Origin of the sequence: Streptococcus sanguinis (assembly GCF_050225395.1) — a bacterium.
Taxonomy (GTDB): Bacteria; Bacillota; Bacilli; order Lactobacillales; family Streptococcaceae; genus Streptococcus.
The window spans coordinates 693,764-720,582 of record NZ_CP071431.1 but is presented as its reverse complement, the minus strand read 5'-3'; the positions used below and the strand labels follow the sequence as shown (position 1 = coordinate 720,582).

Annotated in this window: 29 protein-coding genes; 6 read left to right on the top strand and 23 right to left on the bottom strand. The window is 41.6% G+C overall.

What is annotated here, in order from left to right; translation table 11 throughout:
• Positions 1–9: 9 nt before the first annotated feature.
• The 3 genes from J1C81_RS03665 to J1C81_RS03655 are packed head-to-tail and all read right to left on the bottom strand — an operon-like array spanning position 10 to position 3,717.
• On the bottom strand, positions 10–2,046 hold the full coding sequence (locus J1C81_RS03665; RefSeq protein WP_427197486.1) for a P-loop NTPase fold protein: 2,037 nt from the start codon (positions 2,044–2,046) through the stop codon (positions 10–12).
• Between the two features lie 20 nt (positions 2,047–2,066).
• On the bottom strand, positions 2,067–3,047 hold the full coding sequence (locus tag J1C81_RS03660; RefSeq protein WP_002914637.1) for a sensor histidine kinase: 981 nt from the start codon (positions 3,045–3,047) through the stop codon (positions 2,067–2,069).
• Positions 3,031–3,717, bottom strand: coding sequence for a response regulator transcription factor (locus J1C81_RS03655; protein WP_032909679.1), 687 nt, complete (start codon positions 3,715–3,717; stop codon positions 3,031–3,033). Before J1C81_RS03655 ends, J1C81_RS03660 begins: the two co-directional genes overlap by 17 nt.
• A 41-nt stretch (positions 3,718–3,758) precedes the next feature.
• Here J1C81_RS03655 and J1C81_RS03650 point away from each other — a divergent pair, with 41 nt between their 5' ends.
• Positions 3,759–5,081 (top strand): DUF2974 domain-containing protein, encoded by a 1,323-nt coding sequence (locus J1C81_RS03650; RefSeq protein WP_002914635.1) that lies wholly within the window; start codon positions 3,759–3,761, stop codon positions 5,079–5,081.
• Between the two features lie 158 nt (positions 5,082–5,239).
• On the top strand, positions 5,240–6,436 hold the full coding sequence (locus J1C81_RS03645) for a ferredoxin reductase family protein (RefSeq protein ID WP_002914634.1): 1,197 nt from the start codon (positions 5,240–5,242) through the stop codon (positions 6,434–6,436).
• A gap of 151 nt (positions 6,437–6,587) precedes the next feature.
• Here J1C81_RS03645 and J1C81_RS03640 read toward each other — a convergent pair whose 3' ends face one another.
• Both J1C81_RS03640 and J1C81_RS03635 read right to left on the bottom strand, forming a co-directional pair.
• The gene (locus J1C81_RS03640) at positions 6,588–7,148 is read right to left on the bottom strand and encodes a hypothetical protein (RefSeq protein WP_002914633.1); all 561 of its coding nucleotides are present in this window, start codon (positions 7,146–7,148) and stop codon (positions 6,588–6,590) included.
• A 76-nt stretch (positions 7,149–7,224) separates the two neighbouring features.
• Positions 7,225–7,944 (bottom strand): suppressor of fused domain protein, encoded by a 720-nt coding sequence (locus J1C81_RS03635; RefSeq protein ID WP_002894743.1) that lies wholly within the window; start codon positions 7,942–7,944, stop codon positions 7,225–7,227.
• A 198-nt stretch (positions 7,945–8,142) separates the two neighbouring features.
• Here J1C81_RS03635 and J1C81_RS03630 point away from each other — a divergent pair, with 198 nt between their 5' ends.
• Positions 8,143–8,670 (top strand): DUF2975 domain-containing protein, encoded by a 528-nt coding sequence (locus J1C81_RS03630; protein ID WP_002914632.1) that lies wholly within the window; start codon positions 8,143–8,145, stop codon positions 8,668–8,670.
• Between the two features lie 12 nt (positions 8,671–8,682).
• A complete protein-coding gene (locus tag J1C81_RS03625; RefSeq protein ID WP_002894739.1) occupies positions 8,683–8,892 on the top strand; it encodes a helix-turn-helix domain-containing protein in 210 nt (69 codons plus the stop codon).
• Between the two features lie 59 nt (positions 8,893–8,951).
• Here J1C81_RS03625 and lacG read toward each other — a convergent pair whose 3' ends face one another.
• From lacG to J1C81_RS03555, 14 genes are all read right to left on the bottom strand, one after another.
• A complete protein-coding gene (lacG, locus tag J1C81_RS03620) occupies positions 8,952–10,358 on the bottom strand; it encodes a 6-phospho-beta-galactosidase (RefSeq protein WP_002899825.1) in 1,407 nt (468 codons plus the stop codon).
• 86 nt (positions 10,359–10,444) lie between these two features.
• On the bottom strand, positions 10,445–12,151 hold the full coding sequence (locus tag J1C81_RS03615) for a lactose-specific PTS transporter subunit EIIC (RefSeq protein WP_002914631.1): 1,707 nt from the start codon (positions 12,149–12,151) through the stop codon (positions 10,445–10,447).
• Entirely contained in the window at positions 12,151–12,468 is a 318-nt protein-coding gene (locus J1C81_RS03610) for a PTS lactose/cellobiose transporter subunit IIA (RefSeq protein ID WP_002914630.1), read from the bottom strand. The genes J1C81_RS03615 and J1C81_RS03610 overlap by 1 nt, the downstream gene beginning before the upstream one ends.
• 49 nt (positions 12,469–12,517) lie before the next feature.
• Complete coding sequence (locus tag J1C81_RS03605; protein WP_002914629.1) at positions 12,518–13,351, bottom strand: PRD domain-containing protein; 834 nt, start codon at positions 13,349–13,351, stop codon at positions 12,518–12,520.
• Positions 13,352–13,547: 196 nt separating this feature from the next.
• On the bottom strand, positions 13,548–14,528 hold the full coding sequence (gene lacD / locus J1C81_RS03600) for a tagatose-bisphosphate aldolase (RefSeq protein WP_002914628.1): 981 nt from the start codon (positions 14,526–14,528) through the stop codon (positions 13,548–13,550).
• 3 nt (positions 14,529–14,531) lie between these two features.
• Positions 14,532–15,461, bottom strand: a complete 930-nt coding sequence (locus tag J1C81_RS03595) for a tagatose-6-phosphate kinase (RefSeq protein ID WP_002905076.1) — start codon at positions 15,459–15,461, stop codon at positions 14,532–14,534.
• 12 nt (positions 15,462–15,473) lie between these two features.
• Positions 15,474–15,989 (bottom strand): galactose-6-phosphate isomerase subunit LacB, encoded by a 516-nt coding sequence (gene lacB, locus J1C81_RS03590; protein ID WP_002894723.1) that lies wholly within the window; start codon positions 15,987–15,989, stop codon positions 15,474–15,476.
• A 16-nt stretch (positions 15,990–16,005) separates the two neighbouring features.
• Positions 16,006–16,431, bottom strand: coding sequence for a galactose-6-phosphate isomerase subunit LacA (gene lacA / locus J1C81_RS03585; protein ID WP_009659075.1), 426 nt, complete (start codon positions 16,429–16,431; stop codon positions 16,006–16,008).
• Positions 16,432–16,639: 208 nt separating this feature from the next.
• Positions 16,640–17,395, bottom strand: a complete 756-nt coding sequence (locus J1C81_RS03580; protein WP_002914627.1) for a DeoR/GlpR family DNA-binding transcription regulator — start codon at positions 17,393–17,395, stop codon at positions 16,640–16,642.
• A 216-nt stretch (positions 17,396–17,611) separates the two neighbouring features.
• Positions 17,612–18,268, bottom strand: coding sequence for a DUF4230 domain-containing protein (locus J1C81_RS03575; protein WP_002914624.1), 657 nt, complete (start codon positions 18,266–18,268; stop codon positions 17,612–17,614).
• Positions 18,269–18,272: 4 nt separating this feature from the next.
• The gene (locus tag J1C81_RS03570) at positions 18,273–18,407 is read right to left on the bottom strand and encodes a hypothetical protein (protein ID WP_002903218.1); all 135 of its coding nucleotides are present in this window, start codon (positions 18,405–18,407) and stop codon (positions 18,273–18,275) included.
• A gap of 137 nt (positions 18,408–18,544) precedes the next feature.
• Positions 18,545–20,542 (bottom strand): methionine--tRNA ligase, encoded by a 1,998-nt coding sequence (gene metG / locus J1C81_RS03565; RefSeq protein WP_002914623.1) that lies wholly within the window; start codon positions 20,540–20,542, stop codon positions 18,545–18,547.
• Between the two features lie 128 nt (positions 20,543–20,670).
• Positions 20,671–21,303, bottom strand: coding sequence for a DUF421 domain-containing protein (locus tag J1C81_RS03560; RefSeq protein ID WP_002909170.1), 633 nt, complete (start codon positions 21,301–21,303; stop codon positions 20,671–20,673).
• The gene (locus J1C81_RS03555) at positions 21,300–21,755 is read right to left on the bottom strand and encodes a DUF3290 family protein (protein WP_002897090.1); all 456 of its coding nucleotides are present in this window, start codon (positions 21,753–21,755) and stop codon (positions 21,300–21,302) included. The genes J1C81_RS03560 and J1C81_RS03555 overlap by 4 nt, the downstream gene beginning before the upstream one ends.
• Before the next feature lie 141 nt (positions 21,756–21,896).
• Here J1C81_RS03555 and J1C81_RS03550 point away from each other — a divergent pair, with 141 nt between their 5' ends.
• Together J1C81_RS03550 and J1C81_RS03545 are read left to right on the top strand one after the other, a co-directional pair.
• Entirely contained in the window at positions 21,897–22,724 is an 828-nt protein-coding gene (locus tag J1C81_RS03550) for an exodeoxyribonuclease III (protein WP_002914621.1), read from the top strand.
• 11 nt (positions 22,725–22,735) lie between these two features.
• The gene (locus J1C81_RS03545) at positions 22,736–23,122 is read left to right on the top strand and encodes a bleomycin resistance protein (protein ID WP_002914620.1); all 387 of its coding nucleotides are present in this window, start codon (positions 22,736–22,738) and stop codon (positions 23,120–23,122) included.
• 27 nt (positions 23,123–23,149) lie between these two features.
• Here the strand turns inward: J1C81_RS03545 and nth are convergent, their stop codons facing one another.
• The 4 genes from nth to serC all read right to left on the bottom strand — a co-directional run bounded on the left by nth (position 23,150) and on the right by serC (position 26,641).
• Positions 23,150–23,779 carry an endonuclease III gene (gene nth, locus J1C81_RS03540; RefSeq protein WP_002905943.1) on the bottom strand — a complete coding sequence of 210 codons (630 nt, stop codon included), beginning with the start codon at positions 23,777–23,779 and terminating at the stop codon, positions 23,150–23,152.
• A gap of 94 nt (positions 23,780–23,873) precedes the next feature.
• Entirely contained in the window at positions 23,874–24,227 is a 354-nt protein-coding gene (locus J1C81_RS03535; RefSeq protein ID WP_002914619.1) for an arsenate reductase family protein, read from the bottom strand.
• Positions 24,228–24,361: 134 nt separating this feature from the next.
• Complete coding sequence (locus J1C81_RS03530) at positions 24,362–25,537, bottom strand: 3-phosphoglycerate dehydrogenase family protein (protein ID WP_002914618.1); 1,176 nt, start codon at positions 25,535–25,537, stop codon at positions 24,362–24,364.
• Positions 25,538–25,549: 12 nt separating this feature from the next.
• Positions 25,550–26,641, bottom strand: coding sequence for a 3-phosphoserine/phosphohydroxythreonine transaminase (gene serC, locus J1C81_RS03525; protein ID WP_002914617.1), 1,092 nt, complete (start codon positions 26,639–26,641; stop codon positions 25,550–25,552).
• Positions 26,642–26,819: the final 178 nt, after the last annotated feature.

The following is a 26,819-nucleotide window of genomic DNA, read 5'->3' as shown; positions in this document are numbered from 1 at the left end:
TTCCTTATCTTAATTAGGGAATTCAATAACAATTAATCGCCGAACACTTTCTATAAATTTTGTATATGTATCATTCCGATTTGCTCCATCAGTATGTTCAGAAGATTGTGTAAATATCAACTCTGAGTCATCTAGTTGCTTTAATAGATCTTTTAAAGCTACCTTATTTAAATTTCCTATTACACTTTTAATACTATCTTCACCAATATTAATGATATCTTTAGATACTACTAGGCCAATTTCAAAATGTATTAAGTTTTTTAATTTATTTCTATAATCAGTTTTAGAAATATAAACATAAGGATTACTCATTTTCTTTAGTGGTTCGTTTATAAAATTCAACAATTTTTTTGCGTCATCCTTTGTCAAATATTTGCTTAATTTAATTATACTCATCGAATTTTCTTTAATTTTTTTTGAATCCCCTAATAATAACATTCTAAATATTTCAAGGTTATATTTTGAATTTTCGTTTAATTGTTCAATTTCAACCATAATCTCTTGATAAAGTTGATTAGATATATATTCATTAGCATATCCAAATTTTATATAGAAATGGCACTTTTCTTCAACTGTGAAATCATATTTATTAGTATATTCTTCGAACAATCTAAACTTTTCTTCGTCTGTTTTCTGCTTATTTCCAAAAATATCTATAATTGATTGCGCCAATTGAATTTGAATATCAGTATTACTTTTTATTGTCGAAAAAATACAATTCAAAATTTGATCGCTACTATCAATTTCGTTTGAATGTAAATTTTGAACATAGTAATAAAAGTCCATATCTAGCGTTTTCTCTAATAGCTTCTTCTCCAATTTTTCGGGGTCCCCAAAAATTTTATTTGCTTCATCTTTAGATAAATTGGAAACATAATCATCTAAAAAATACATTTTAGCATTTTCGTAAAATATTCTAGGAAACTTTTTCTGGTCAGGACATTGCAATAAAACTTCTTTAATATAAAATTTATAGGAGTCTTTGCTAACCTCGTTAAAGTCTGTACTCCCCTTCCGACTATTAAACTCATAATTATTATCATAATTGCTAATTAATTCTTGATAATCTAATGGATAAAATAGATACAAGTACACAATAATCGATAAATCACGTACACTTACATTTTCTGGCCCACCTTTTTTATCTATTTGATCATTTAAAGTTTCAACATATCTTTTCCACTCTCTCATAGAAAACCTTGATGATAAAAATACATTTTTAATAAAAGCTTTATATTGCGGATTTATTTCTTCCTGATTTTCTTCCATAAAATCTAGTAGTTTATTAGAAATATTGGCTGCAATTTTATTAGACGATAACAAAAATGGTAACTCCACTTTTCTATCTACAATCTTACTTAAATATTCAAAGCTAATATCTTCCTGTTTAATTAATTTATCATAATCTCCAACAAATACAATAGGCAATAAACCATGTAAGATATTAAACAGTTTGTAAGCTTCTAATTGTTTCTTATGATCTACTCTATCAAAATCATCAATGATAAGTACCTTAGGTTTTGAAAAATAAGTAAATATTTTCAAGAAGAATTTTTCACTATTTAACAAATGAAAAAACTCCAAATAAAAATTATCCGATTTGATTTTAAATAGCTGTGCCACAGAAACTGAGAGTGCAATTATTACTATTATCCATTTTAAAACAATATTTGATAAAAAGTCAGATAATCCCATGTTGAATGCTGGTGTCAGCAATAAAGAAATTACAACACAAACTATGACAAATAATTTCATTAACCAATAATAAAATGTGTGTAATTCTTTAAAAGCAATTTGTATTACAGTTCTCTCGTCCCTAGTTTCCCACAATTTAAGGTAAATAAATTTATAACTTTTTTTATTTAACTCAGACGTTTTTTCTAAGGAATCAGACGCCTTTTCTAAGAAAGTTGTTTTCCCACTTCCCCATTTTCCGTTGAGAAAAATTGTTTGGTATCTACCTTCCTTCTTCTCTTCTATTAATTCCCTAAACCCCTTCACAGCTTCAGGAGTTTCTATATTTTTAAATTCGATATGTTCTTCCATATTCTATTCTCTTTTAAATTTCACTCAAAGATCAATTTCTTCTCAGGAAAGGCGATGGAAACCGTCGTTCCCTGACCAACTTGAGAGTCTATAGCAATCTTGTGTCCCAGCTGGTCAGCAATTTTCTTGGATAGATAGAGACCTAAGCCTGACGACTGCTGGGTCAGACGACCATTGTAGCCTGAGAAACCGCGCTCAAAAACCCGTAGCAAATCAGCATTTTGAATCCCCAGACCCGTGTCCTTGATGTAGAGGCTGCCCTCATGAAAATAAATCTCTATGCTGCCTTCTTTGGTGTATTTAAGACTATTGGACAGGACCTGCTCCAAAATCACTAGAAACCACTTTTTATCAGTGACAATCGTGTGGTCTAGGTCATGAAGATTGAGGCTGAGTCCTTGCTGAATAAAGAAAAGGGCGTATTTCTTGACTACTTCCCTGACCAAATCAGCCAGATTTTCCTGCTTCAGAACTAGATCATCATGGAAGCTTTCCAGACGGAGGTACTGGAGCACCAGATGAACGTAGGACTCGATCTTAAAGAGCTCCTGCTCCAACTGAGACTTAGCTTCCTTATCCTTCAAATCTCCAATCAAAAGTGAACTGGCAGCAATAGGTGTCTTGACTTGATGAACCCAAAGAGTGTAGTAGTCCAGCAAATCATTGTATTTTTCCTGCTCAACCAAGAGCTGATTCTTCTGTTCGTACTCCAGCTCTTCCACTCTTTCCTGCAAGAGCTTTTCTAGAGGAGTCTGAGCCTGAGCGGAGACCTGTAGCTTCTGGCTGCGATAGCTCTTAAAGGCCGTCCAAGCATCTGCTCCGATAAACAAGAAAGACAGAAAAGCTAACAAGAGCGCGACATATTCCAGCAGACTGCGGTAAGCATCAAAGACAAAGGCAAAGAGCAGAATAAAGCCTAGCAGCAGAATCAGCAGAGCTAGAAAAAATCGCCGCGAATAAAGGTAAGATTTAAGAAAGAAAAATTTATCCTGAGTGTCCATTGATGAGACCGTATCCTATTCCTTTTTTGGTTTCGATGAAATTCTTCAGTCCGTGCTCTTCAAGCTTCTTACGTAGGCGAGCGACATTGACCGATAGGGTATTGTCATCGATGAAAAAGTCACTATTCCAGAGTTCCTTCATCAGGTCATCACGCGCCACGATACCATCCGAATGTTCGAAGAGGACCCGCAAAATCTGAAATTCGTTCTTGGTCAAGGTCACCACTTTCCCATCAAAGACCAGATCTGTCGACTTGAGATTGAGAATGACACCTTGGTGCTCCAGGAGACTCTGGTCGTTTCCAAACTCATAGGAACGACGCAGCAAGCCCTGAACCTTAGCCAGAAAGACATTATTGTCAAAAGGCTTGGTCACATAGTCATCTGCCCCCATATTGATAGCCATGACAATGTCCATGGACTGATCACGGGAAGACAGAAACATGATAGGCACCGTTGAAATCTTGCGGATTTCCTGGCACCAGTGATAACCGTTAAACAGGGGCAGACCGATATCCATTAGCACCAGATGCGGCTCCTCTCGGACAAAGACAGCCAGCACATCCATAAAGTCCTCAACTGCCACTACCTGAAAGCCCCATTGTTCCAGCATTTTCTTAACCATCTGACGGATGACCGGATCATCTTCTACTAGTAAAATCTTGTGCATCTTTCCCTCCCGATTTCTTGCTAGTAACATTATACCAAAAAATGCGATTGCTTGTTTATCATCCTCAGTCTAAGGTAGGATTTTTCTGTAAAAGAGAAATTCTAGCAAAAAAATATGCTATACTAACTAGTAGAAATTGGAGATATAATATGAGCAATATTTTTACTTACCTTGAAGAAGTGCAGCATGACAGTATTTATGATAAACCTTTTAATGAACTGGATCTGCTAATCCTGACAGAGCTAACCTACTTGCCTTTTGACCAGCTGGTACATGAAGATATGTCCCCTTACTGCGACTGCCGGCTGCTGGATTTGGCCGATCAAGTACCGCGCGACCTCTCCATGATGGTCAGCAAAAATCGGCTGAAACTCTTAGATTTGTCCGCAGCCTCTACCCGCTTTAAAAATCTAAAACTGATGGGCTATGTCAATGACGTTGACCAAGATATCCAGAAGCAATTCGCTGCCCTGATTTTCAAAATCAAGCCTGATACCTATGTCCTGGTCTTTCGAGGTACGGACGACTCCATTGTCGGCTGGAAGGAAGACTTCCACATGACCTATATGGACCAGATCCCTGCTCAGAAAATGGCCGCCCGCTATCTGCAAAAAGCCTTAGAAAATCTGCCCGGTAACTTTATCCTAACCGGCCATTCCAAAGGAGGAAACCTGGCTTCTTATGCAGCCAGTCAGCTGGAAGCATCGCTTCAAGACCGTATTGAAGCCATCTACAGCTATGACTCTCCCGGTCTCAATCACTCTGTCATCGAAAGCGATGGCTATCAGGCCATGGTTGAAAGGATGAAACGCTACCTGCCTCAGAACTCCATCGTCGGCATGATGTTGGAAACACCTAAGGAAGCTAGGATTGTCAAAAGCAGTGCCATCGGCGGCTTTGCCCAGCACGATACCTTTTCGTGGAAAACCAAGGGAGACTCTTTCCTATTGCTGGATACACTAGATGCAGAGAGCCTGCAGATAGACAAAACGTTTAAAAATTGGGTGAGCACCGTTTCAGATGAAGAACTTAAAAACTTTTTCGACCTCTTTTTCGGACTGATTTTGGATGCTGGTATTCAGTCTGTCGACGAACTGTCCAATGTTGAAAACTTTAACAAAGTCCTTGATATCCTGAAAAATGCTCAATCGTTAACAGACCAAGAACGTGACATGCTGCTGCGCTTGTCCAAGCTCCTGCTGGATATGCGTGTCCAAAGTTGGAAAGACGATATAAACTTGCCTAAGCCTTCTGCTATTGGCAAGGATATCCGAGAAAACCTATCACGCTGGAGTAGGCAGTTGCCTTTCGGCCAGTCTGAGACTGACAAAAAGGAAGACACTGCCGCAGAGGTTCAAGAGTAAAATCACAAATCTCTTCTATAGCTTGGCTAACGGAAGACTTGACCTATCCATACCAAAAACAAAACAAGCGCTTATCTTGACAGCTTGTTTTTTCTTTGTTAGAATGTAACAAATTCATTTACAACTAAGTAGTGATAAAAACCAGAAAGGAAACCATCATGAAATCTATCAAAGGAATCGCCCTTATTGCTGTTAGCATACTCCTGACCATCTATGCTTGGGCTTCAGCTGGAATGACCAACTTTATCGTACCCGGTCTGGCCTTGACTACCCTTTCGCTGACCTTTTTACTTGCGACTCGGAACGCACTTTTGGAAAAATGGTTCCATGGCATCGAAAAGATGTATGCTTATCATAAGTTTACAGCTATCTTTTCCGTCGTCCTGCTTGCTCTCCACAATGTTGCTATGGGTGGTAGTCTCTGGGGCTCTCATCTGGCAGCCCAGCTTGGGAACGTCGGCATCTATCTATTTGTCAGCATTGTTCTGGTGGCCTATCTTGGCAAGCACATCAAATATGAGGCTTGGCGCTGGATTCATCGCTTTGTTTATTTGGCCTATATCTTTGGTCTCTTCCACGCCTATATGCTGATGGGCGGTCGACTCCTAACACCGACCTTGCTAGGTTTCGTAGTCGGATTCTACGCTATCATCGGTTTAGCTTCTGGCTTTTACATCATCTTCCTCTATCAAAGTTTGGCCTTTCGCCATCTGGGAAAAATTCTGCAAGTCAAGCGACTGAACCACGATACCGTGGAGTTGAAGATTCAACTCAGTCAAAAGTTAGACTACCAGTACGGTCAGTTTGCCTTTGTCAAGATTTTCCAAGAAGGATTTGAAAAAGCGCCGCATCCATTCTCTATCTCTGGCGGTCATGACAATATCGTCTACTTTACTATCAAGAACTCTGGAGACCACACTAAGAAACTTTATGACAAGATCCAAGAGGGAACCAAGGTCACTATTGACCGAGCTTATGGTCACATGATTCTTGACCAGGGGCAGGAAAAGCAGATTTGGATTGCTGGTGGGATTGGCATTACGCCCTTCATCTCCTATATCCGTGAAAATCCTAAGCTGAATCGTCCAGTCAGCTTCTATTATGCTTATACTGGAGCAGAAAATGCTGTTTACCTAGACCTCCTCAAAGACTACGCGGCCAAGAATCCGCAGTTCAACCTTCATTTGGTTGATAGTAAGGTCTCTGGCTATTTGGACTTCAAGAATTATCCTCTGGACAACCAAACTACCGTCTTCATGTGCGGACCTGTCAAAATGATGGATAAACTAGCCAACGAATTTAAAAAGACCAATCCTAAAGCAGATCTGGTCTATGAAGGTTTTAAGTTTAAATAAAGAGTATAAAATATCAGGAGCAGCAATAAGGCTGATCCTGATATTTTATTATCTAGTAATGGATGGAGCTGAATCAAGATATGGCTTCGGAAGTCCGCCTGATTCGTAAAAATCTTCTCCAAGAAATAAGGATCAATTTCAATAGCTGATCTTACTGTTTTTTAGGCATATTTGAAACAAACAGATAAGACATTTTCAAAACATTTACCAGTTTATCGCGTTTTTCTTTTACGCTTTGCAGGAACGGGTCCCGTACTTCTGTCGGAACTTCTAAATCATCTGGACCAAACTGAGATAATTGATCACTAAGAGTCTGTTTTGATTCTTCAAAAGCTTTCAAAGCTGTTTCCGCTTCTTTGTCAAAATCAGCTCTTTCAGACTCGGGGAGTTTTTCTTTAATTTCTCCACTATATTTGATGTAATTATCCGCAAGCTTATTGTACACGGTTTTTAAATCACCAATTGTTGTTGCGTTAGCGATTTCTTCGTCTGTAACCAAGACAAAGTCAGGTGTTTCTAGATTGGCACTTGACGAAGTACTTGAGCTGCTTGAGTTACTTTCTTTACTGCTTGATTTTGAAGACTTTTTAACTGAGCTAGAAGCAACCTTGCTTTCTGAAGATTTAGAAGTAACGGATGAATGATTATTTGAACATGCTGCTAAGGTAACTGCTGCTAAAAGAACCACGCTGGCTGAAAAAATCTTTTTCATTTTTATCTCCTTAAATAATAAGTAATTTCATTATAGAATAAAACTAATGAGCTGTCAAAAAGTTGCTGAAAACTCGTCATCCAACAAGCGACTGCCGACCATAGTCTGTTAGGTCACTGCCCAAGCGAGCGTAGAGGCCTTGGGCAGTCTCTTCTTCATTGAGGATTTGCTGTAATTCTGCATCTGTCACACCAACCAACTCAATAAAATCTACCCGGCCGTGGACTGTCTCCAAAGGCTGGGCTTCTACATCCGGAACCGTGATAAAACCTGTCAAAGCAGACTCCTGTTCACGGTCAAAGCCAAGAAGCTGTCCAGTATAAATGTACTCAAAAGGCTGATAAACCTCTCCGGTCTCAAAGGTCCGGCGCGCCAACTCCTGAAAAATCGTGACGATATTGATAAACTCGTCATTAGCTTGGTAGTTTCCTTTTTTCAGTCGCATGGTAAATTCAAAACCATAGCCACTATAGTTTGGATCTTCACTGAGCTTTTCATACAGCTCAGACAAGCCATAACTAACCAAATGCCAAGAATCACCAGCATCATAGACATCTACACCATCCAGCGGATCCGGCCCGCCAAAACGCCATTTTACAATGGCCTCAATATGGTCTACCGGCTCTTGATTATTATATATCCGAGCAAATTCTGTTGAGATGGCTTCCCATCCCGGAGCTTCAACATAATCTTCTACCGGCTCGACATCCTCTACTACTTCTTCGTACTCTTCATAGACAACTTCCTCAGCTTCCTGATTTTCCGACTGTTTTTTAAAGAAATCAAAAATTCCCATTTTTTCCTCCTTGAATTAGTTTGAAAACAGTATAGCATAAAAAATAAGGAATTACTTTTATGATAGAAGGAAATTTATTTTTTTGTTTTTATCGTTTTTCGATATATTTTTCTTGAAATACAATAAAAAATAGATTATAATAAGAATAAAAGGAAAAGAAAATCTACTGCCGGCTGATTTTCGATAGAGGTAAGCATCATGAAAAAGATTGAATTAAATAATAATTCTTTGCTCAAAGATATCGTTAATCTTCTGAATCTTATCATAGTGGGTTATGCTGCTATTCTGGTGTTTCTTACTATCCTAAGTGTGATTTCTTACACCGGTCTTTCCGACAGGTTGGGAATAAAGCTCAATGTTCAATTTCTGCCCTCAGTTGATTTTTCAAATTTGTGGAGTATTCTAGCCTTTGTTATAAATCTTTTCACAGCTTCTTTGACTATTTATCTCATCTATCTTGCTCGTAATTTCATCAAAAATTTGATTGGTGGAAAGATTTTTGATTCATCAAACACGCAACTAGCTGATAAGACATGGAAAGTCTTTCTGGCTCTGACCTTTCTTTCCGTTAAGGTTGCTGCATCAGGCAATCCCATCGCCCTCCCCTTCTCTTTTAACGCCAGTATGAGCTTTACACCTCTCTTGGGCGCTCTGATTATTTGGCTGATGATGAAAATTCTGGAAAAGGGGATTGATATAGCTGAAGAAAATGAATTTACCATCTAGGAGGCTGCTATCATGATTATCGTTAATCTTGATGTCCAGCTAGCCAAGAAAAAGATGAAACTGGGAGAACTAGCCGATATCATCGGCATTACCAACGCCAACCTTTCCATTCTCAAAACGGGCAAGGCTAAGGCTATTCGCTTTAGCACCCTCAATGCTATCTGTCAGGCCCTTGATTGCCAGCCCGGAGACATCTTAGAATTTACAGATGATGAAGAATAAAAAAACTCCCGTCCTAGTCGATTTTATTTAGCTAAGGATGGGAGTTTTGTTTTACTTTTCTATTCAATCATTTGTGTTTCAGCTAGTTTCTTATACCAGTGAGCGGATTTCTTCGGATAGCGTTCCTGCGTTTCAAAGTCTACGTAGAATAAGCCGTAGCGTTTTTCATAACCGTTAGACCAAGAAAAGACATCCATCAGAGACCAGATAAAGTAGCCCTTGACATTAGCCCCGTCCGCAATCGCATCGGATAAAACTTCCAGATGCTGCTTGACGTAATCAATCCGAGCATCGTCGTAAACCGTATTGTCCACAAATTCATCTTTATAACCCAGACCATTTTCTGTGATATAAATCTTCTTGTAGTTTGGATAATCTTTCTTAATCCGCATGATCTGGTCATAGAGACCTTGCGGATAGATAATCCAATCCCAATCAGTTTTTGGTATATGGGTTGGAGATTCTCTACGCCCTACACCCTTAATCTGGTACTTGGAGCTTCCCTTTTCGCCTTTTCCGTTATGGATAATTTCTGTTTCACCGTCAAAGTCGCGCATCCAGTCACTCATATAGTAGTTGATGCCAAGGAAGTCATTGAGGTCTTTAGCTGCTTCTAAAGCTGCAAAGTCTTCATCTCGCAGATCCAGCTGGCCACCATTGACCTTAAGGATATGATTCACTCCTGCCAGAGTTACATCTGAATAGTGTCCCAGATAAGTCGCATCTAGGATAAATTTGTTATGAATAATATCTTCCAACTCTGCTGCTCTGACATCTGCTGGATTTTCTGGATCGTAAGGATATTTTGTCGGAAGTGCATGAACGACACCGATTTCACCCTTGTATCCCTTGTCCTTATAGAGCTTAACAGCACGGGCATGAGAGACCATCATGTTATGATGGGATTGGAAAACCTTGGCCAAGTCATACTGGATACCTGGAGGGAATTTTCCAACTAAGTACTGGCCATCGCCAATAGGGCCAATTTCATTGAAAGTCGTCCAATAGCGAACTTCTGGAAATTCTTCAAAACAGAAAGCCGCATAGTCTACAAAGTGCTCAATATTTTCCCGATTGAGGAAATCGCCATTTGAATGAAGAGCCTCTGGTGTATCAAAGTGGTGAAGGGTCACAAAAGGTTCTACATGGCGTTTGTGGCATTCTGCGAAAAGATTATGGTAAAATTCCACACCTTTTGGATTGACCTCGCCATATCCTGTCGGGAAAATCCGTGACCAAGCAATGGAAATCCGAATACCATTGACACCATACTCTTCAGCCAATTTCAGATCCACAGGGTATTTATGGTAAAAGTCGCTGGCAGGTTCTGCTGTATACCAGTAGTTATCTTCAAGGTATTTATCCCAGGCAACAGGTCCTTTTCCATCTGTGTGGGTTGCTCCCTCAGCTTGATAGGCCGCTGTTGCACCGCCGAAAATAAAATCTTTAGGTAAGCTTTTTGTCATCTTATTTTCCTTTCAATAGTCTTTGAGGTGAAACAAGTAAGTAACAGGGGAATTGAACTTTGCTTCACCTCAAATGAACTAACAAATTAGTTGTTAAATTGCTCCTGAACGAAGGCCAGTGCTCCTTTGCCATCACGAGTGAGCTTGATGTATTGGCCACCTTCAGTCTTAGCTAGCTTGATGCCTAATTTATCTGTTTCCGCCTTCATGTCTTCAAAGTTGGAGGCAACTTGAGGAGCCAGGATAACCAGGTCAAACTCAGGCAGCATTTCACGGTGAGCACCGTAGCCGCCCGCTGCTGCTTTGACAGGAACATTGTATTCAGCTGCTGCTTTATTCAAAGCGTTGGCCAGCAATCCGCTAGTACCACCGCCTGCACAGAGCACCAGAACATTGGTTTCTTCGCTAATATTGTTTTGCGCTGGAGCTTCTTCATCCACTCCTGCTTTTTCAAGGATAGCGTCTGCTTTAGCAGTGTTAAAGTTAGCTGCTACTTTTTCTTTAAGAGCATCGTTAGCTTTGCCAGAACGTTCTTCTTCTAGGATTTGTTCGTCATAAACCTTGACAAATGGATAGTAAATAATTACATCTACTACGACAAGGAGGGCTGCAAGAACAAAGGACAGAAGCTGGAAGTTGGTACCCAGCACAATTCCCAGAGGTCCAGGTGTCACCCAAGGAAGGTTAGCTGAGAAGGAGTTCATGTTCAAAGTATCAACAAAGAATTTGAAAATCCATACGTTTGCGATAGGTGCAAAGATAAATGGAATGAAGAAAATCGGATTCAGTACGATTGGAGCACCAAAGAGAATTGGCTCATTAACACCAAAGAAAGTTGGGACAACAGATGCCCGTCCAATTGCACGGTTACGCTCGGACTTACAGATCCACATGAAGAGGAATGGAACAATCAAGGTCGCACCAGTACCACCCATGGTAACGATGAACATTTGAGTACCAGAAGTGATGACCTTATCCGCATGCTGACCAGCTTGAACTAGAGCCAAGTTGGCATCGATATTGGCATAAGTAATGGCAGCAATGGCAGGCTCAACGATAGACGGACCGTGAATTCCCACGAACCAGAAGAAAGCATAAGCGCCAAAGATAAGAGTAATTCCCAGATAGCCGTCAGCTGCTGAGAAGAGCGGAGCAAGAAGCGTTCCAATGGATTCAGCAACTGTTACTCCCAGACTTGCTTTAACAAGCAGTTCCAAGCCGTAGAGCAGAACGACTGAGACAGTAAATGGAATCAAGTCTTTAAATACTTGCGAGATATTTGGTGGAACTTCTTCTGGCATGCGAATGGTGACATTATTTTTCACACAAACCTTGTAGACATTAACCGTAACAAAGGCTGCGATGAAAGCTGTCAAAAGACCTTTCGTTCCCATGAAGGCAGTTAGGAAGCCACCTTCCTTGGCAGGTTCAGCCGCCATGAGAAGGAAGCCGACCATAGAAGCCAGCATAGTAGACAAGAAGTTAATCTGGTTTGTCGCAGGCAGGTCACGGTTGACAGAGTCTGTCAAAGCCTTTGCAGTGGTTCCACCCACAAAGAAAGCCAGAATCCCCATCGAATAGCTATAAGGGGTCATTAGGAAAGTTTCAATGTCCTTAGACCAATGGAAGCCCCATGCATTTGGCACATAGGCAATCAAGATAAAGATAGATGAGAAGAGAATGACTGGCATACCAGCGATAAAGCCATCCCGAATAGCACGGAGATAGATATTCCGAGAAATCTTCTCAAAGAAAGGCTTCCCTTTCTCAATAAGTCCGATGAGTTTGTTCATTATTTTACTCCTCTTTTGTATAGTTCAATCAAATGGTGCATCATATCTTTTAGCAAGATAGTAGTCATTAGATGGTCTTGGCCGTGCATCATGGTCACACTGTAAGCCAAGTCCTCACCAGCCGCTTCTTTTGTCAAGAGACTGGTCTGAGCATGGTGTGCTTCGGCGATACAGCCATTGGCTTCTTCTACCAAGGCGTCTGCCTTAGTAAAATCCCCAGCCTCTGCGGCTTTCAATGCTTCCAGGAGCTTGGAGCGAGCGTCACCAGCGTAGGCCACAATTTCAAAACCGAGCAATGTTACTTCTTCTCTATTCATGAGAGTTCCTCCTTGTATTCTTATGTAAAATGTTATTATTGTTTTCTATTTATAAAAGACGTTGAATATGCAGCACCAGGTAGACCCGTTCGCTGCGGTAGAGATCAATTCCCGTCTTCTGGGCAATGATTCGGTAAATATCGCTTCCGACCTGATAGGCTTGAGGATAGGTCATCTGGATTTGACTTTCCATTTCCAGCAGGGAAACATTGTCATCACGGCTTCTGTTCAGATAGTCTAAAAAGTAGTTCAGGTGAATCATAAAACGGTCATAAAAGTTGCTGTTTTCTGCACTTCTTTTAATGCCATTTTTCTTCAGCTCTGCTTCAACTGCAGCCAGAATATCTTTTCGCTTGCCCAAGTGACTTTGCCCCTCGGGATTGGTCTCCCCTTCAGCATTGATAAAGTGATAGGCAATGCGATTGACCTCGTCGCTCGGGAAATGATCCAACAACCGCTCACGGTATATGGCTACCGCTTCCTGAGCAATCTGATAAGGGACCGGGTATTTGTCCGAAGCATCTGGTAGGTCACTCTCCTTGTACCGCCCCTGCTGCACAGCCTGATAAGAACAGTAGATGTGATCCGTCAGTGTGACATAGATATAGTCCTGGACAGGGTAATCATACTTCTTAGAAAGGGTGTCAATCACATCATAGGTTACTGTGATAAAGTCTAGTGGAACATCTTTGAGCAAGGCCACAAAGTTTTCTTTAGACTCTTCCGTTCTTAGGCGAAAGATTTTCTCAATCTTACTTTCCAGAACGATATCACCCTTCTTTTTATTAAAAGCTATGCCACTGCCAATAAGAACAACCTCTTCACCATTTTCATGTTTGGCTAGAGCAACATTGTTGTTCATAGGATGTATGATTCGATACATATCTCCTCCTCTTCATTTTCTAGGGTTCTGGCAAAACAAAAAGACCACAAACAAACCGAGGCTATATCTCCCCTCAATTTATTTGCGGTCACGCCTAATCCAACTTAGTAACGCTCACCCTATTCAATTTCTGATTTCATTATAGCATATCAGTATCAGAATGTAAACCCTTACTTTATTTATTTTTCAATAAATTTTAAACTCTTTCTTTCCAAGAGGTAGCTGTTTTTTGAAGAACCTTGTTGAGCTCATCAATATTTTCAAATCCTGTTGTACGGAGCCACTTGCGAGCTGCTTCTTCACCTTGCTCAATATAGTCCTTGACGCTGCCAGCCCAAGTCGCACGTCCACAAAGAACGCCGTTGAAGTTAGAACCTGACTCATGAGCAAACACAAGTGTTTCTTGGAAGAGTTTAGCAGATACACCCGCACTCAAGTAGATGTATGGCAGGTTAGTTGCTTCATCCTGTTCCTTGAAGAAGGCAGCAGCTTGTTCTTTAGTATGCACTACTTCACCATCGCCAAAGCCTTCAACGTATTTAACATTGACTGGTACTTCCACTTTCAAGACATCAATGTTGAAACGTGGATCTGAGAAGACCTTCATAGCACCGATAACCTTATGAGGCTTGACTTTAGCATACTCAGCGCTGGAAGCATCCGCAATCTTTTCATCGTAAGCCAAGATTTCAAGGAAGAATGGAATATCTTCTGCCACACACTCAGAACCCACACGCTCGATATAAGCCTGCTTTTGTTGGTTGAGTTCTTCGGAACTGTCTACGTCATAGTAAAGGAGGAATTTCACCGCATCCGCACCTTGTTCTTTGATGCGTTTTGCAGACCAAACATCCAGACAGTCTGGCAGGCGCTTGGTGCTTGAAGTATCATAGCCTGTCTTTTCATAGGCCAATAGCAAGCCAGCATTTTTGTCCAGAGCTTTAGTAGCAGGCAGTCCATACTCTGGATCCAGCAACATAGATGAGGCATAAGGAGTTAGCTCTTCTGCGACCAAAACTTTCAGTTCTTCCATTTGAGCTACTGTTGGTTCTGCTTCCTGGTGTTGAGCCATGAGGCGTTTCAAAGCACCACGTTGGTCAAATGCCAAGGCAGAAATGATTCCATTCTCATCAGAAAGTTTTTCCATGTACTTACGTTTTTGTTCTGTTAATACCATTCTTTATACCTCTTTTACTGTGATTTGATTGTATAGGACGTCGTAGTTTTCAACATTGACATGTCCAGTCATTTTTTCTTGGGCATTGAGCATGCCCAAAACATTTGCTTTCTTCAATAAGGAAGCATCATCTAACCGAAGACTCAAACCCGAAGAAATCCCTGCAACAGTTGAGTCCCCAGAGCCAACTGGATTGACCACTTGGATTTTAGGAATATCCACTTTATAGAAAGTGTCCCAGTGTTTGGCAAAAGCGCCATCTGCACCGAGTGATACGATGATCCACTCGATTCCTTCAAATAGCGGTTCTGAAAGGACAGCTTTTAATTCATCCAAATCTTTGGAAACCTCGCGACCCAACAACTGAGAAAGTTCCTCATTATTAGGCTTGATGGCAGTTGGTTTGACATCTGATTTAAGCACAGCTTCCAGAGCTGCCCCAGAGCAATCCAGCACCACCTTATTGCCAGCTTGATTAGCCATTTCAATCAGCTGAATATAGTAGTCTTTCGGCAGGCCCGCTGGCAGACTGCCCGAGATACTGACAACATCTGCCTCAGCCATCAAAGACCGGAAGTGTTCTTGGAAATCCCTCGCCTCATCTGCTGTAATAGTCGGACCGGCTTCCAGGATTTCTGTTTGTTTACCTTCGTGTAAGATAGCAATACAGTTTCTCGTATCTCCTGAAATGTTATAAAAGCATTGTTTAACATTAGGATGAAGGTTTTGTAATAAGAACTCTCCATTAGTCCCACCAATCAGTCCCGTCGCAGCGACATTGTCTCCAATTTCTGCCAAGACCCTGGTTACGTTGAGGCCTTTGCCGCCCGCTGTTTTACTGACTTCCGCAACACGATTAACAGTATCTATTTTCAATTCTTCTAAAGGATAGGAAATATCGATAGAAGGATTCATGGTCACTGTAAGAATCATCTGGCTACCTCACTAGTCGTGGTACTCTCCACGATCCCATTTTTCAAGAAATTCTGTAAAGAAGTTGGCATCTGTTTGATGAGCATTGTGAGTCTCAACGTGCTCAATTTTTGCGATCAATTTTTTATTTTCTTCAGTTGGCTTGTACTCCGCATGAATGAAAGCTTCAATGATGTCACACATAAGGAGCTCACCAGTGATTTTTCCGCCAAAACCGATAACGTTGGCGTTGAGCTCTTCTTTAGCATAGAGAGCTGAAGTCATGTCACGTACCAAAGCTGAACGAACACCAGGAACTTTATTTACAGCGTTGTTGATACCGACTCCTGTACCGCAAATACAAACACCAAGATCCGCTTGACCACTAACGACTGCTTCCCCTACTTTTTTACCAAAGATTGGGTAGTGAGTACGAGTATGGTCATAAGTACCAAAATCAAGAACTTCATAGCCTTTTGATTTTAGAAAATCTGAGACTGCCATTTTTTCATTGGTAACGATATGGTCACATCCAATTGCAATTTTCATTTGATTTCTCCTTTTCTTAGCACATCTTGTTGAGCATGTCGACCCGGATTTGGTGGCGGCCACCGTCGTATTTCCCATTGACAAAGCCTTTGGCAATGTTCTTAGCCAGACCTTCACCAACGATTTCAGCTCCCATTGTAATCATGCGAGAGTTGTTATGGCCGCGAGTCATGTAGGCAGAGCGTTCATCTGAGACTTCCGCCGCTACCATACCTTTGATTTTGGTCGCTACCATAAATGGACCAGCACCATAAGCGTCAATGACAATACCAAGATTTTCCTCTTGTTTATTCACCTCAGCCGCAACTGCAAGGGTCACATCAACAAAATCTTGACCTTCTTTCGTCACATCCACCACTTCAAAGTTTTCTCCGACGAGAAAATCCTTGACCACATCTTTCAGCTTGCTTCCAGCAGCATCTGCTCCAATAATAATTGCCATGAGCATTCTCCTTTGTTTGATTTTTTGCACAGAATATTGTTTATAAAAAACACTTTCTGTTTCCTATAAGCATACTATACTCCTTTAAAAGTTATTTGTCAACAGATTTTTGTTTATTTTAATCAAAATATTTTTAAAGATGATTAAAATAAACAAAAAAAGCCCTAAAAAGAGCTTTCTGATAATTTTTTCATCCATTTAAAATAAACTAAGAAATAATCTTGGTATAAACCTCCAGTTCTTCTTGAGCATTTTCAGACATCTGGTCTGTGATAACAGCTGTAATATCAGCCAAAGGACAGATAGAAGTGAAGTCTTCCTTGCCAATCTTAGAAGAATCAATCAATAGGTAAGTCTCTGTCGAGCGCTCCAAAGCTAGCTTCTGAGTATAGGCTTCTTCAAAAGAAGAGGTCATAATCTGCCCGTTTTTGATACCATTGCCACTGAAAAACATCTTAGTAAAGTACATCTTATCCATGATGGCATTGGTCATCTCGCCGACAAAGGCTTGAGTCGCTTCCCGCATCTCCCCACCAAGGAGAAAGACTTTGAAGGTATCCGACTTCTTCTTCAGAAGATCATGAAAGATCGGAAGGCAGTTGGTAATCACGCGCAGATGATGATTGCTGATTTCCTCAGCCAGCACTTCCACAGAAGTCCCCGGTCCAAGAAAAATAGTATCTCCATCTTCAATCAGCTCCACAGCCTTCTTGGCAACAGTCCGCTTGGCCTCGATATTCTGATAAAGCTTCTCTTCATGAGGTATTTCCCTGTACTTGAGGTGCTGATTACTTTTAGCCCCACCGTGAACACGAGTCAGCAACCCTTTACTTTCCAGCTCAATCAAGTCCCGCCGAACCGTCATATCTGAGACCTTCATACTCTCTACAATCTCAGCAACCGTCACTGTCCCAGCTCGATCCACCAGCTTAACTATTTCGTTCTGTCTCTGATTTTTTACCATACTTTAGCCTCTCTACACATTGGTTTTGTTTATTATAACTCATTTTTCTGTTTTTTTCCATATTATTTGTTTGTTTTAAACAAAAATGAGGGTTTGCGATATGGTATAGGAGATAAAAAAGCACCTTGCAATGATGTGCAAGATGCTTTCTCCAATTGATAGAACGATATATTTCATTATATGCCAAACTGTATCACTATAAAGAAATTTTGATACCTATTGATTTACATTTTTAAAGGTTACTTTTGCCTCTGGATCAATGCTAGTTACGATATTTGTATAATAGTCTTCTGCTGATTCTGTGATGAGATTTTTATACTGTTTAATATAGGCTTCATGTTCTTTGTTACTAAGATTTTTAGAAACATACTCTCCTGTGTCAATATCTTCTGTTGCGCCACTCAACAGTTGTCCACTTGTATCGTATTTTTTGTATCGTTCCTTTGGATCATCTGGGACTTCTACGCCTATAACCTCATACTTAGGGATAGTTATCTCATAAGTATGTTCTGCAACTTTTTTAACCTTAATTTCTTCTTTTATTCCAAATTTAGCCGTATAATTAAGAATAATAATTGCTTTTTTTACAGATAGGGGAATTTTAATATTAGTTCCAGGTATCTTCTTATCTTTCTCAATCATTTCAACCTTTTGAATTCCAACATTTAAAAAAACAGGCTGACGAGTTTTCTCTAAGCGAGTGATTTGCGTATAGATTTGGCTTCGCTCATCTGAAGCGTTTTTACCTTGGAAAAACCCAATGATATTATAAGTTTTCGCAACAACAAAAAAGATAGCAAGAACGGCTACCACAATCCAAACGTAAATCTTAGCCCCCAAAACTTTTTTTATGAAATCCTTAACTATTTTCATTATACTACTTCCTCCGAATCAAAAATGCTGTTCCAAGGCTAATAATAGCTAGAAAAGCTGCTAAATAAGGATTCAGCGGAAAGAGAATGACAATTAAAAGCAACAACAAAACAAGTGATGCAATTTTTACTATTTTCATAATATAACTCCTAAAACTTTTTCAATAAAAATTATATAAATATATATACCTTTTGTCAAGCGGTTTCAAAGAGAATATTTACATCAAAAATCCCCCAGCAGCCTCCTGCTGGGGGATTGTCATTAGATAAAAACTTGTTATCCAATCAAACTTCCATTTGGGACTTTTTCATCCACGGTAAGGAGAGTCAGTTGGTCGCCGTGCTCGGCTGATAGAATCATACCTTGGCTGATACGGCCCATCATTTTGCGCGGTTTGAGGTTGGCTACGATTTGGACTTTCTTGCCGACCAGTTCTTGCTCATTTGGATAGTGTTTAGCAATACCAGAGAGGATTTGGCGGTCCTCACTGTCTCCTGCATCCAAGCGGAACTGGAGAAGCTTATCAGATCCCTCAACTTTAGACACCTCTTTGACTTCTGCGACACGGATTTCTACCTTATCAAAGTCGTCAAACTTGATTTCCTTGCGGTTAAGTTTGAGCTCGACTTCTTCTGGATTCCATTCTTTTTCAACCGCAGGTTTGTTGCCTTCCATTTGTCCCTTGATATAAGTAATTTCTTCTTCCATATCCAGACGTGGGAAGATTGGTGTCCCTTTCTCTACAACTGTCAGACCTGCTGGGAGTTGGTCAATTGCTAGATTTTCCAGAGACGTTGCTTGAGGCAAGCCTAGTTGACTGAGGACAGCCTTGCTGGTTTCCATCATGAAAGGCTCAATCATGTGGGCTACAACGCGGAGGCTAGCTGCCAAGTGACTCATAACTGCTGCCAGTTCTTTGACCTTAGCTTCATCCTTAGCTAGAACCCAAGGAGCGGTTTCATCGATGTATTTATTGGTGCGAGAGATAAGCGTCCAGACTGCTTCTAGGGCGCGTGGGTAGTCCACTGCGTCCATGTGTTTGTAGTAGTCAGCAATGGATTCAGCTGCCACCTGAGCCAGAGCTCCGTCAAAGTCTGTTACATTTTCTTCGTAGGCTGGTATTTGACCGTCAAAGTACTTGTTAACCATGGAAACAGTACGGTTAAGCAGGTTCCCAAGGTCATTGGCCAATTCATAGTTGATCCGACCTATATAGTCCTCAGGAGTGAAGGTTCCGTCTGAACCAACTGGAAGGCTGCGCATGAGGTAATAACGCAGGGCATCCAAACCATAACGTTCTACCAGCATTTCCGGATAAACCACATTGCCCTTGGACTTGGACATCTTGCCATCCTTCATGACAAACCAGCCGTGAGCAATCAAGCGGTCGGGCAGCTTAATATCCAGCATCATGAGCAAGATTGGCCAGTAGATAGAGTGGAAACGTAGAATGTCCTTGCCCACCATGTGGAAGACTGTTCCATTCCAGAATTTATCGTAGTTAGCATGATCATCCTGACCGTAGCCAAGTGCTGTCGCATAGTTGAGTAGGGCATCAATCCAGACATAAATAACGTGTTTAGGATTGGATGGCACCGGCACGCCCCAAGTAAAGGTCGTCCGAGATACGGCCAAGTCTTCCAGGCCTGGCTCAATGAAGTTTTTCAGCATTTCATTGAGACGTCCGTCTGGTGTGATAAAGTCTGGATGAGATTTGAAAAATTCTACCAAGCGGTCTTGGTACTTGCTGAGACGAAGGAAGTAAGACTCTTCTGATACCCACTCCACTTCATGTCCAGACGGTGCGATTCCGCCGGTTACCTTTCCATTTTCATCACGGAAGACTTCTGCCAGCTGGCTTTCGGTAAAGAATTCCTCATCTGATACAGAATACCAGCCTGAATATTCACCCAAGTAGATATCATCTTGGGCTAAGAGTCGTTCAAAGACATCAGCTACAACCTTTTCATGGTAGTCATCTGTCGTCCGGATAAACTTATCATAAGAAATATCCAGAAGTTTCCAGAGTTCCTTGACCCCAACTGCCATACCATCTACATAAGCTTGAGGACTGATACCAGCCTCCTCTGCCTTGGCTTGAATCTTCTGTCCATGCTCATCAAGACCAGTCAGATAGAAAACATCGTAGCCCATGAGACGCTTGTAGCGAGCCAGAACATCACAAGCAATGGTGGTATAGGCAGACCCGATGTGGAGCTTACCAGATGGGTAATAAATAGGTGTCGTAATATAAAACGATTGTTTCTCAGTCATTTTTTAATCCTTTCAAGGCTAATGAAACCTTTTTTGATAGCACTTCATTATATCATATTTTGTTAAGTTTGCGAAAAGACATTCATTTACAATAAAATCAATTAAAAAACCTAGAAAATATTCTAGGTTTAATAGGTCACAACATTCAAGTTGCCACTTTCATACTCTGCGATGAAGATATTCGAAATATCGGTGTATCCGTCTTTAGCCAGTCTCTCCACCAGCCACTCTTCTGTTTTGTCAATAGACTCTAAAATATCAATCTGGACAACACCATCTGTGATAAGGGGATATTTAGGATTCTCTTCACCAGCTTGTACAATAATCAGCTGGCCGTTTTGCTCTATAACCGCCCGTTTGACCTGCTTGAGCTGGAAAATACCTTGGCTGCGTAGCTTCAAAGCTACATCTGCTGCTGAAAGACCAACAGAACGGCAGGCTTCGGGACTCAATTTCCCGTGCTGAATCAACGTTGTCGGCTTGCCATCAATCAAATGCTTAACCGCACGAACATTGTTATTGAGCCACTTTAGGGTCAAGACCAAGATGGTCCACATGATGAGAATGACCGCATACTGGAGGATGTTAATGGAGCTATTGTAAATCACCCCACCGATAATACCACCAAGAACATAGTTTTGAATCTGGTCGATCGCTGAATTAGGCGCCAGATTGCCTTTTCCCGTCACGTTGATGACAAAAACTAGTGAGAAAAGCCCCAGCGCTAGTTTAATTAGGATTTCAAGAAAATTCAATGTCATTTTTCAACCTCCACTATTTCGATATCTGTCGTCTTATGCAAGTCAATTTTTTCAAGCAGATATTTATCCGGCTCACTTCCGCTCATAGCCCGATAAAAGTTCTTTCCGACCTTCAAAATCGCTCCATCAGTTGCGGCTGAAGTATTGACATAGACCTCCGACTTATCCACGCCCAAGTCTTCTGAAATAACCTCAATAAAATGCAGAGAGGTTTGAAACTGGTTGTTAGAGTCTTGGTCAGTCTGAAAATTGCTAATGCCAATCAAGACCATGGCCACCAAGGCCAAAACAGAGATGATGGCTAGTTCTCGAAATTTTGAATCACGCTTATTGCGATAGGCCTTAAAAGCAAAAAATCCTGTCACAAGCAGCAGCAAGACAGAAAGTGCAACTGTCACCCAGTTTTGCTGGCTAATCTGACTCAAAACATAATCATAAGAATAGAATTTCATGGTTTCTTCCCTCTATTTTTCTAGGATAATTATAGAAAAATTTTCATTATTTTTCAAGCTTTCTTACAATCACTTTGCTATAAATCAGTTCTAAATTTTGTTATAATAAACTCAGTAAATTTTACTAGAAAAGGAAATTTTATGAAACTCATCTCTTGGAACATTGACTCTCTCAACGCTGCATTGACCAGTGATTCTGCCCGCGCTCAGCTTTCTCAGGCCGTCCTTCAAACCTTGCAAGCAGAAGATGCAGATATTATCGCCATTCAGGAAACAAAACTGTCTGCAACAGGTCCGACTAAAAAGCACCTGGAGATTTTGACAAATCTTTTCCCAGACTATGAAAACACCTGGCGCTCCTCCCAAGAGCCAGCACGTAAGGGCTATGCAGGAACCATGTTCCTCTACAAAAAAGAACTGACGCCAACCGTAACCTTCCCTGAAATCGGCGCTCCGTCAACCATGGATGTCGAAGGCCGCATCATTACGCTGGAATTTGACGGTTTCTTTGTCACTCAAGTTTATACGCCCAATGCTGGCGATGGACTCAAACGCTTGGATGACCGTCAAGTCTGGGATGCTAAATATGCTGAATACTTGGCAACACTAGATGGACAAAAACCAGTCCTCGCTACTGGCGACTACAATGTGGCCCACAAGGAAATCGACTTGGCCAATCCAGCAAGCAACCGCCGTTCACCAGGCTTTACCGATGAAGAGCGTGCCGGCTTCACCAACCTGCTGGCTAAAGGCTTTACCGATACCTTCCGCCACTTGCACGGCGATATCCCCAACCAATACACTTGGTGGGCGCAACGCAGCAAGACTTCTAAAATCAACAATACAGGCTGGAGAATCGACTACTGGCTGACAAGCAACCGCGTGGCTGACAAGGTGACCAAGTCTGATATGATTGACTCCGGTGCACGCCAAGACCACACACCCATTGTCATGGAGATTGAACTCTAAGGAGAAAACGAATGGACTATCAAGCTGTCATTCCTGAATTTGTAGTATCTGACATCGAAAAATCACGCCACTTCTACTGCGACCTGCTAGGATTCTCTGTCGAATACGAGCGTCCAGAGGAGAAATTTCTCTTCCTCTCGCTTGAAGACTGCCAACTTATGCTAGAAGAAGGCAGCGCAGAAGAATTAGCTCAGCTGACCTATCCTTTCGGGCGCGGTGTCAATATTTCCTTTGGCATTGCGGATGTTCCTCAGCTCCACCAAAAACTGCTGGAAGCTGACTATCCTATCCATCGTCCCCTGACAAAAAGAGAGTTTCGAGTGGGGAATAGCTTTATCTATCCTCATGAATTTGCGATTTTGGATCCAGATGGTTATTTTTTAAGATTTAGTGAATAAGAAAGCGAAGTCATCAGACCTCGCTTTTTAAATGTCTTTAAAGTTATAGAGTTGCGGATAGTGATCGCACTCGGGATTTTTAGGATGGCAGATAGCCCGGCCAAAGTAAATCATGGCCTGATGGGCAGGCAGCCAACGTTCCGGTGGAAGGACATCCATAACTCGCTTTTCTACTTCTAGTGGCGTTGCTGACTTTTTAACGATATCATGGTGCTTGCAGATGCGCTCCACATGAGTATCGACAGCAAAGGCTGGAATACCAAAGCCCACACTCATGACAACATTGGCTGTCTTGCGACCCACACCAGCTAGACTTTCCAATTCTGCCCGCGTTTGTGGTACTTGACCATCAAAGTCGTCTAAAAGCTGCTGGGCGCATTTCTTCAAAAACTTGGCCTTGTTGCGGTAGAGCCCTAGGCGGGAGATGTATTTAGCAATGTCTGCTTCACCAGCCGCAGCCATGTCTTGAGGACTTGGATAGGCTTCAAATAAAGCCGGCGTTGCCTTATTGACCGCAGCATCTGTCGTCTGAGCCGACAGCATGACCGCTACCAAAAGCTCAAAGTGATTGCGAAAATCCAGACTGGGCTTGGCATCAGGAAAAAGAGCAATAATTTCTTCAATCACATGACGAGCCCGTTTTTTTGATAAAACCATGATTCTTCTTTCTAAGATTGAGATAGATTTATTATATCATGAAAGGAAGAAGCATCCAAAAAACATGATTGAGAATGCAGCTGTTCTTAATACTTTACAAACCTAACTCTTCATACGCCTTCCGGTAGCCAATCTGCAAGATCTGGCTATCTCGAACCAAGAGCGGTCGTTTAATCAGCATGCCGTCTGTCGATAGTAAATCTGCAGCTTCCTGATCAGACAAATGCGGAACTTTTTCTTTTAGACCCAGTTCACGGTATTTGAGACCACTGGTATTGAAAAAAGCCTTGAGCTCAAAGTCCGAGTTCTGGATCCAGTCTAGGAGCTGGTCCCGGCTAGGTGTATTTTGAACAATATCCACTGCCTCAAAATCCACTCCTAATTGATTGAGCTCAGCCTTGGCCTTGCGGCAGGTAGAGCATTTGGGGTATTCGATAAATTGTAACATTGTTTTTCCTCCGTCCCTATGATAGCCCAGCTAGCTCCTTCTTGTCAAGCCGAGACTCATTAGAAAAAGCCGACAAGCGAAAGGCTCATCGGCTGATACAGACGCATTCCATAAAGAAACACCTCTATTTTTTGTTATTTCTTAATCAAACGCACGCGCACAATATTGTCGCTATTCTCAAATTTATCAACCAAGTCCTGAATCTTGCTTTCATCCGACTCATCCAGATCCAGCAAAGTATAGGCAAAATCACCCTTGGAACGATTGATGATATTGTCAATATTGATATTCAAATCACTGACCGCTGTTGAAATCCGAGCTACAATATTCGGTACATTTTTGTTAATCAAGGTAATCCGATAAGGCGCTGAGAGAGCCTGACGGACATTAGGGAAATTCACTGAGTTGATAATCTCGCCTGTTTCCATGAAGCGTCGAATGGTTTTCCCAGCCATAATGGCACAGTTGAGCTCAGCTTCCTCTGTCGAGCCACCCAAATGCGGAAAGACTGTAATCTGCGGATGACGGAGTAGCTCTTCCACACCAAAGTCTGTGATATAGCGCTTGATAACACCAGCTTCTATAGCTTCAAAGAGGGCAGCATTATCCACCAGCTCGCCACGGGCAAAGTTGATAAGGGTTGTTCCTTTTTGCATGAGACCAAAAGCCTCCTGATCGAAAGTAGCACGCGTATCCTCAGTCAGAGGCACGTGGATAGTGATATAATCACTCTTTTCAAAAATTTCCTTAATGTCTGCTACCCGTTTGACATGGCTAGAGATATTCCAAGCTGTTTCAATGGATACATAAGGGTCATAACCAAGGACATTCATTCCCAGACGATAGGCATCGTTGGCAATACGGCCGCCGATAGCTCCTAACCCAATGACTCCCAAAGTCTTCTCTGCAATCTCTGTCCCAGCAAACTGCTTCTTACCAGCTTCCACTTGCTTGGGAACATCATCTCCAGAAAGGCCGTTAGCCCAACTGTTAGCTGCGATATAGTCACGGGCAGACAGGAGAATGGAAGCCAAGACTGCTTCTTTTACCGCATTGGCATTAGCTCCTGGAGTGTTGAAGACCACGATTCCCTGAGCCGTTGCCTGGTCAACAGGAATATTATTGGTTCCTGCGCCTGCCCGCGCAATAGCTTTGAGCTTGCTTGGAAATTCCTGTCCATGCAGGTTTTGACTGCGCAGGATATAAGCATCTGGATTGTCAGACTTATCTCCGTCAATCTGAAAAGCATTGCCCAGCTCCTTAAGACCGATTTGATTGATATTGTTAAAGGTTTTGACACTAAAGACCATAATTTCCCTCTCTTAAGAATTTTCTTCTTCAAATTTCTGCATAAAGGCAATCAAGTCCTTGACTCCTTGGAGCGGAAAGGCATTGTAGAGACTAGCTCTCATGCCGCCTACGCTGCGGTGCCCCTTGATATTTTTAAATCCCGCTGCTGCAGCCTCTTTGTTAAACTTGGCATCCAGCTCTGGGCTAGGAGACACAAAGGGAATATTGGCTACTGAGCGCTGCTCCTTGTAACGGACTGGACTGCGATAAAAGTCAGACTGCTCAATGAAGTCGTACAAAAGGCCAGATTTTTCACGATTGCGCTTTTCCATTTCTGCTACGCCACCCAGCTCCTTGACCCACTCAAAGACCAGCTTGGCCATATAGATGGCAAAAGTCGGTGGTGTATTGTAAAGAGAGCCATTGTCCGCCTGAATGCGGTAATCCAACATGCTAGATAGAACTGGTTCGTCATCCAGCAAGTCTTCTCGGATGATGACAACTGTCACGCCAGCAGGTCCGATATTCTTCTGAGCCCCAGCATAAATCAAACCAAAATCCTCTACTCGGTATTGAGCAGCAAGGATATTAGAAGACATGTCCGCCACAATCGGCACGCCATTAGTCGCAGGAAGGTCATAAATAGCCGTTCCTTCGATAGTATTATTAGTTGTCAGATGTACATAAGCCGCCTGCGGATCAATCTCCTTTTCATCAAAAGAAGGAATTTCCGTGTAATTTAAATCCTCTGATGAAGCCAAAAGAATGGGCTCAAAAGGAATGAACTTAGACAGCTTGACTGCTTCGGTGTAAGCTTTCTTTCCCCAAGATCCAGCCACTAGGTAATAGGCCTTGCCGCCTTGGGCTAGATTAAGGGGAATCATACTAAACTGAGTAGAAGCTCCACCCTGCAAGAAGAGCACGCGGTAATTGTCCGGAATATCCATGAGCTCACGCAGCAAGTTCTCAGCTTCTTTTATAATATCGTCAAATTCCTTGGATCGGTGGGAAAGCTCCATCACACTCATGCCACTTTGGGCATAGTCTAAAAACTCAGCCTGAGCTTTTTTCAAGACTTCCTTGGGCAATACTGCCGGTCCAGCAGAAAAATTGTAAATCGTCATATCCTACCTCCAAAATTTATTTTGTATATCATATCACAAAGTTTAGAAAATATCTATTTTTTCTTAAAAAGAAGGGAGTTTTTTAGGAAAACACGAACAAAATGAAGAAATAACAAAAGAAGCTGTGAAAGCTTCTAATTATTTTAGACCTAATTTTAATAGAACAACTATATCAATA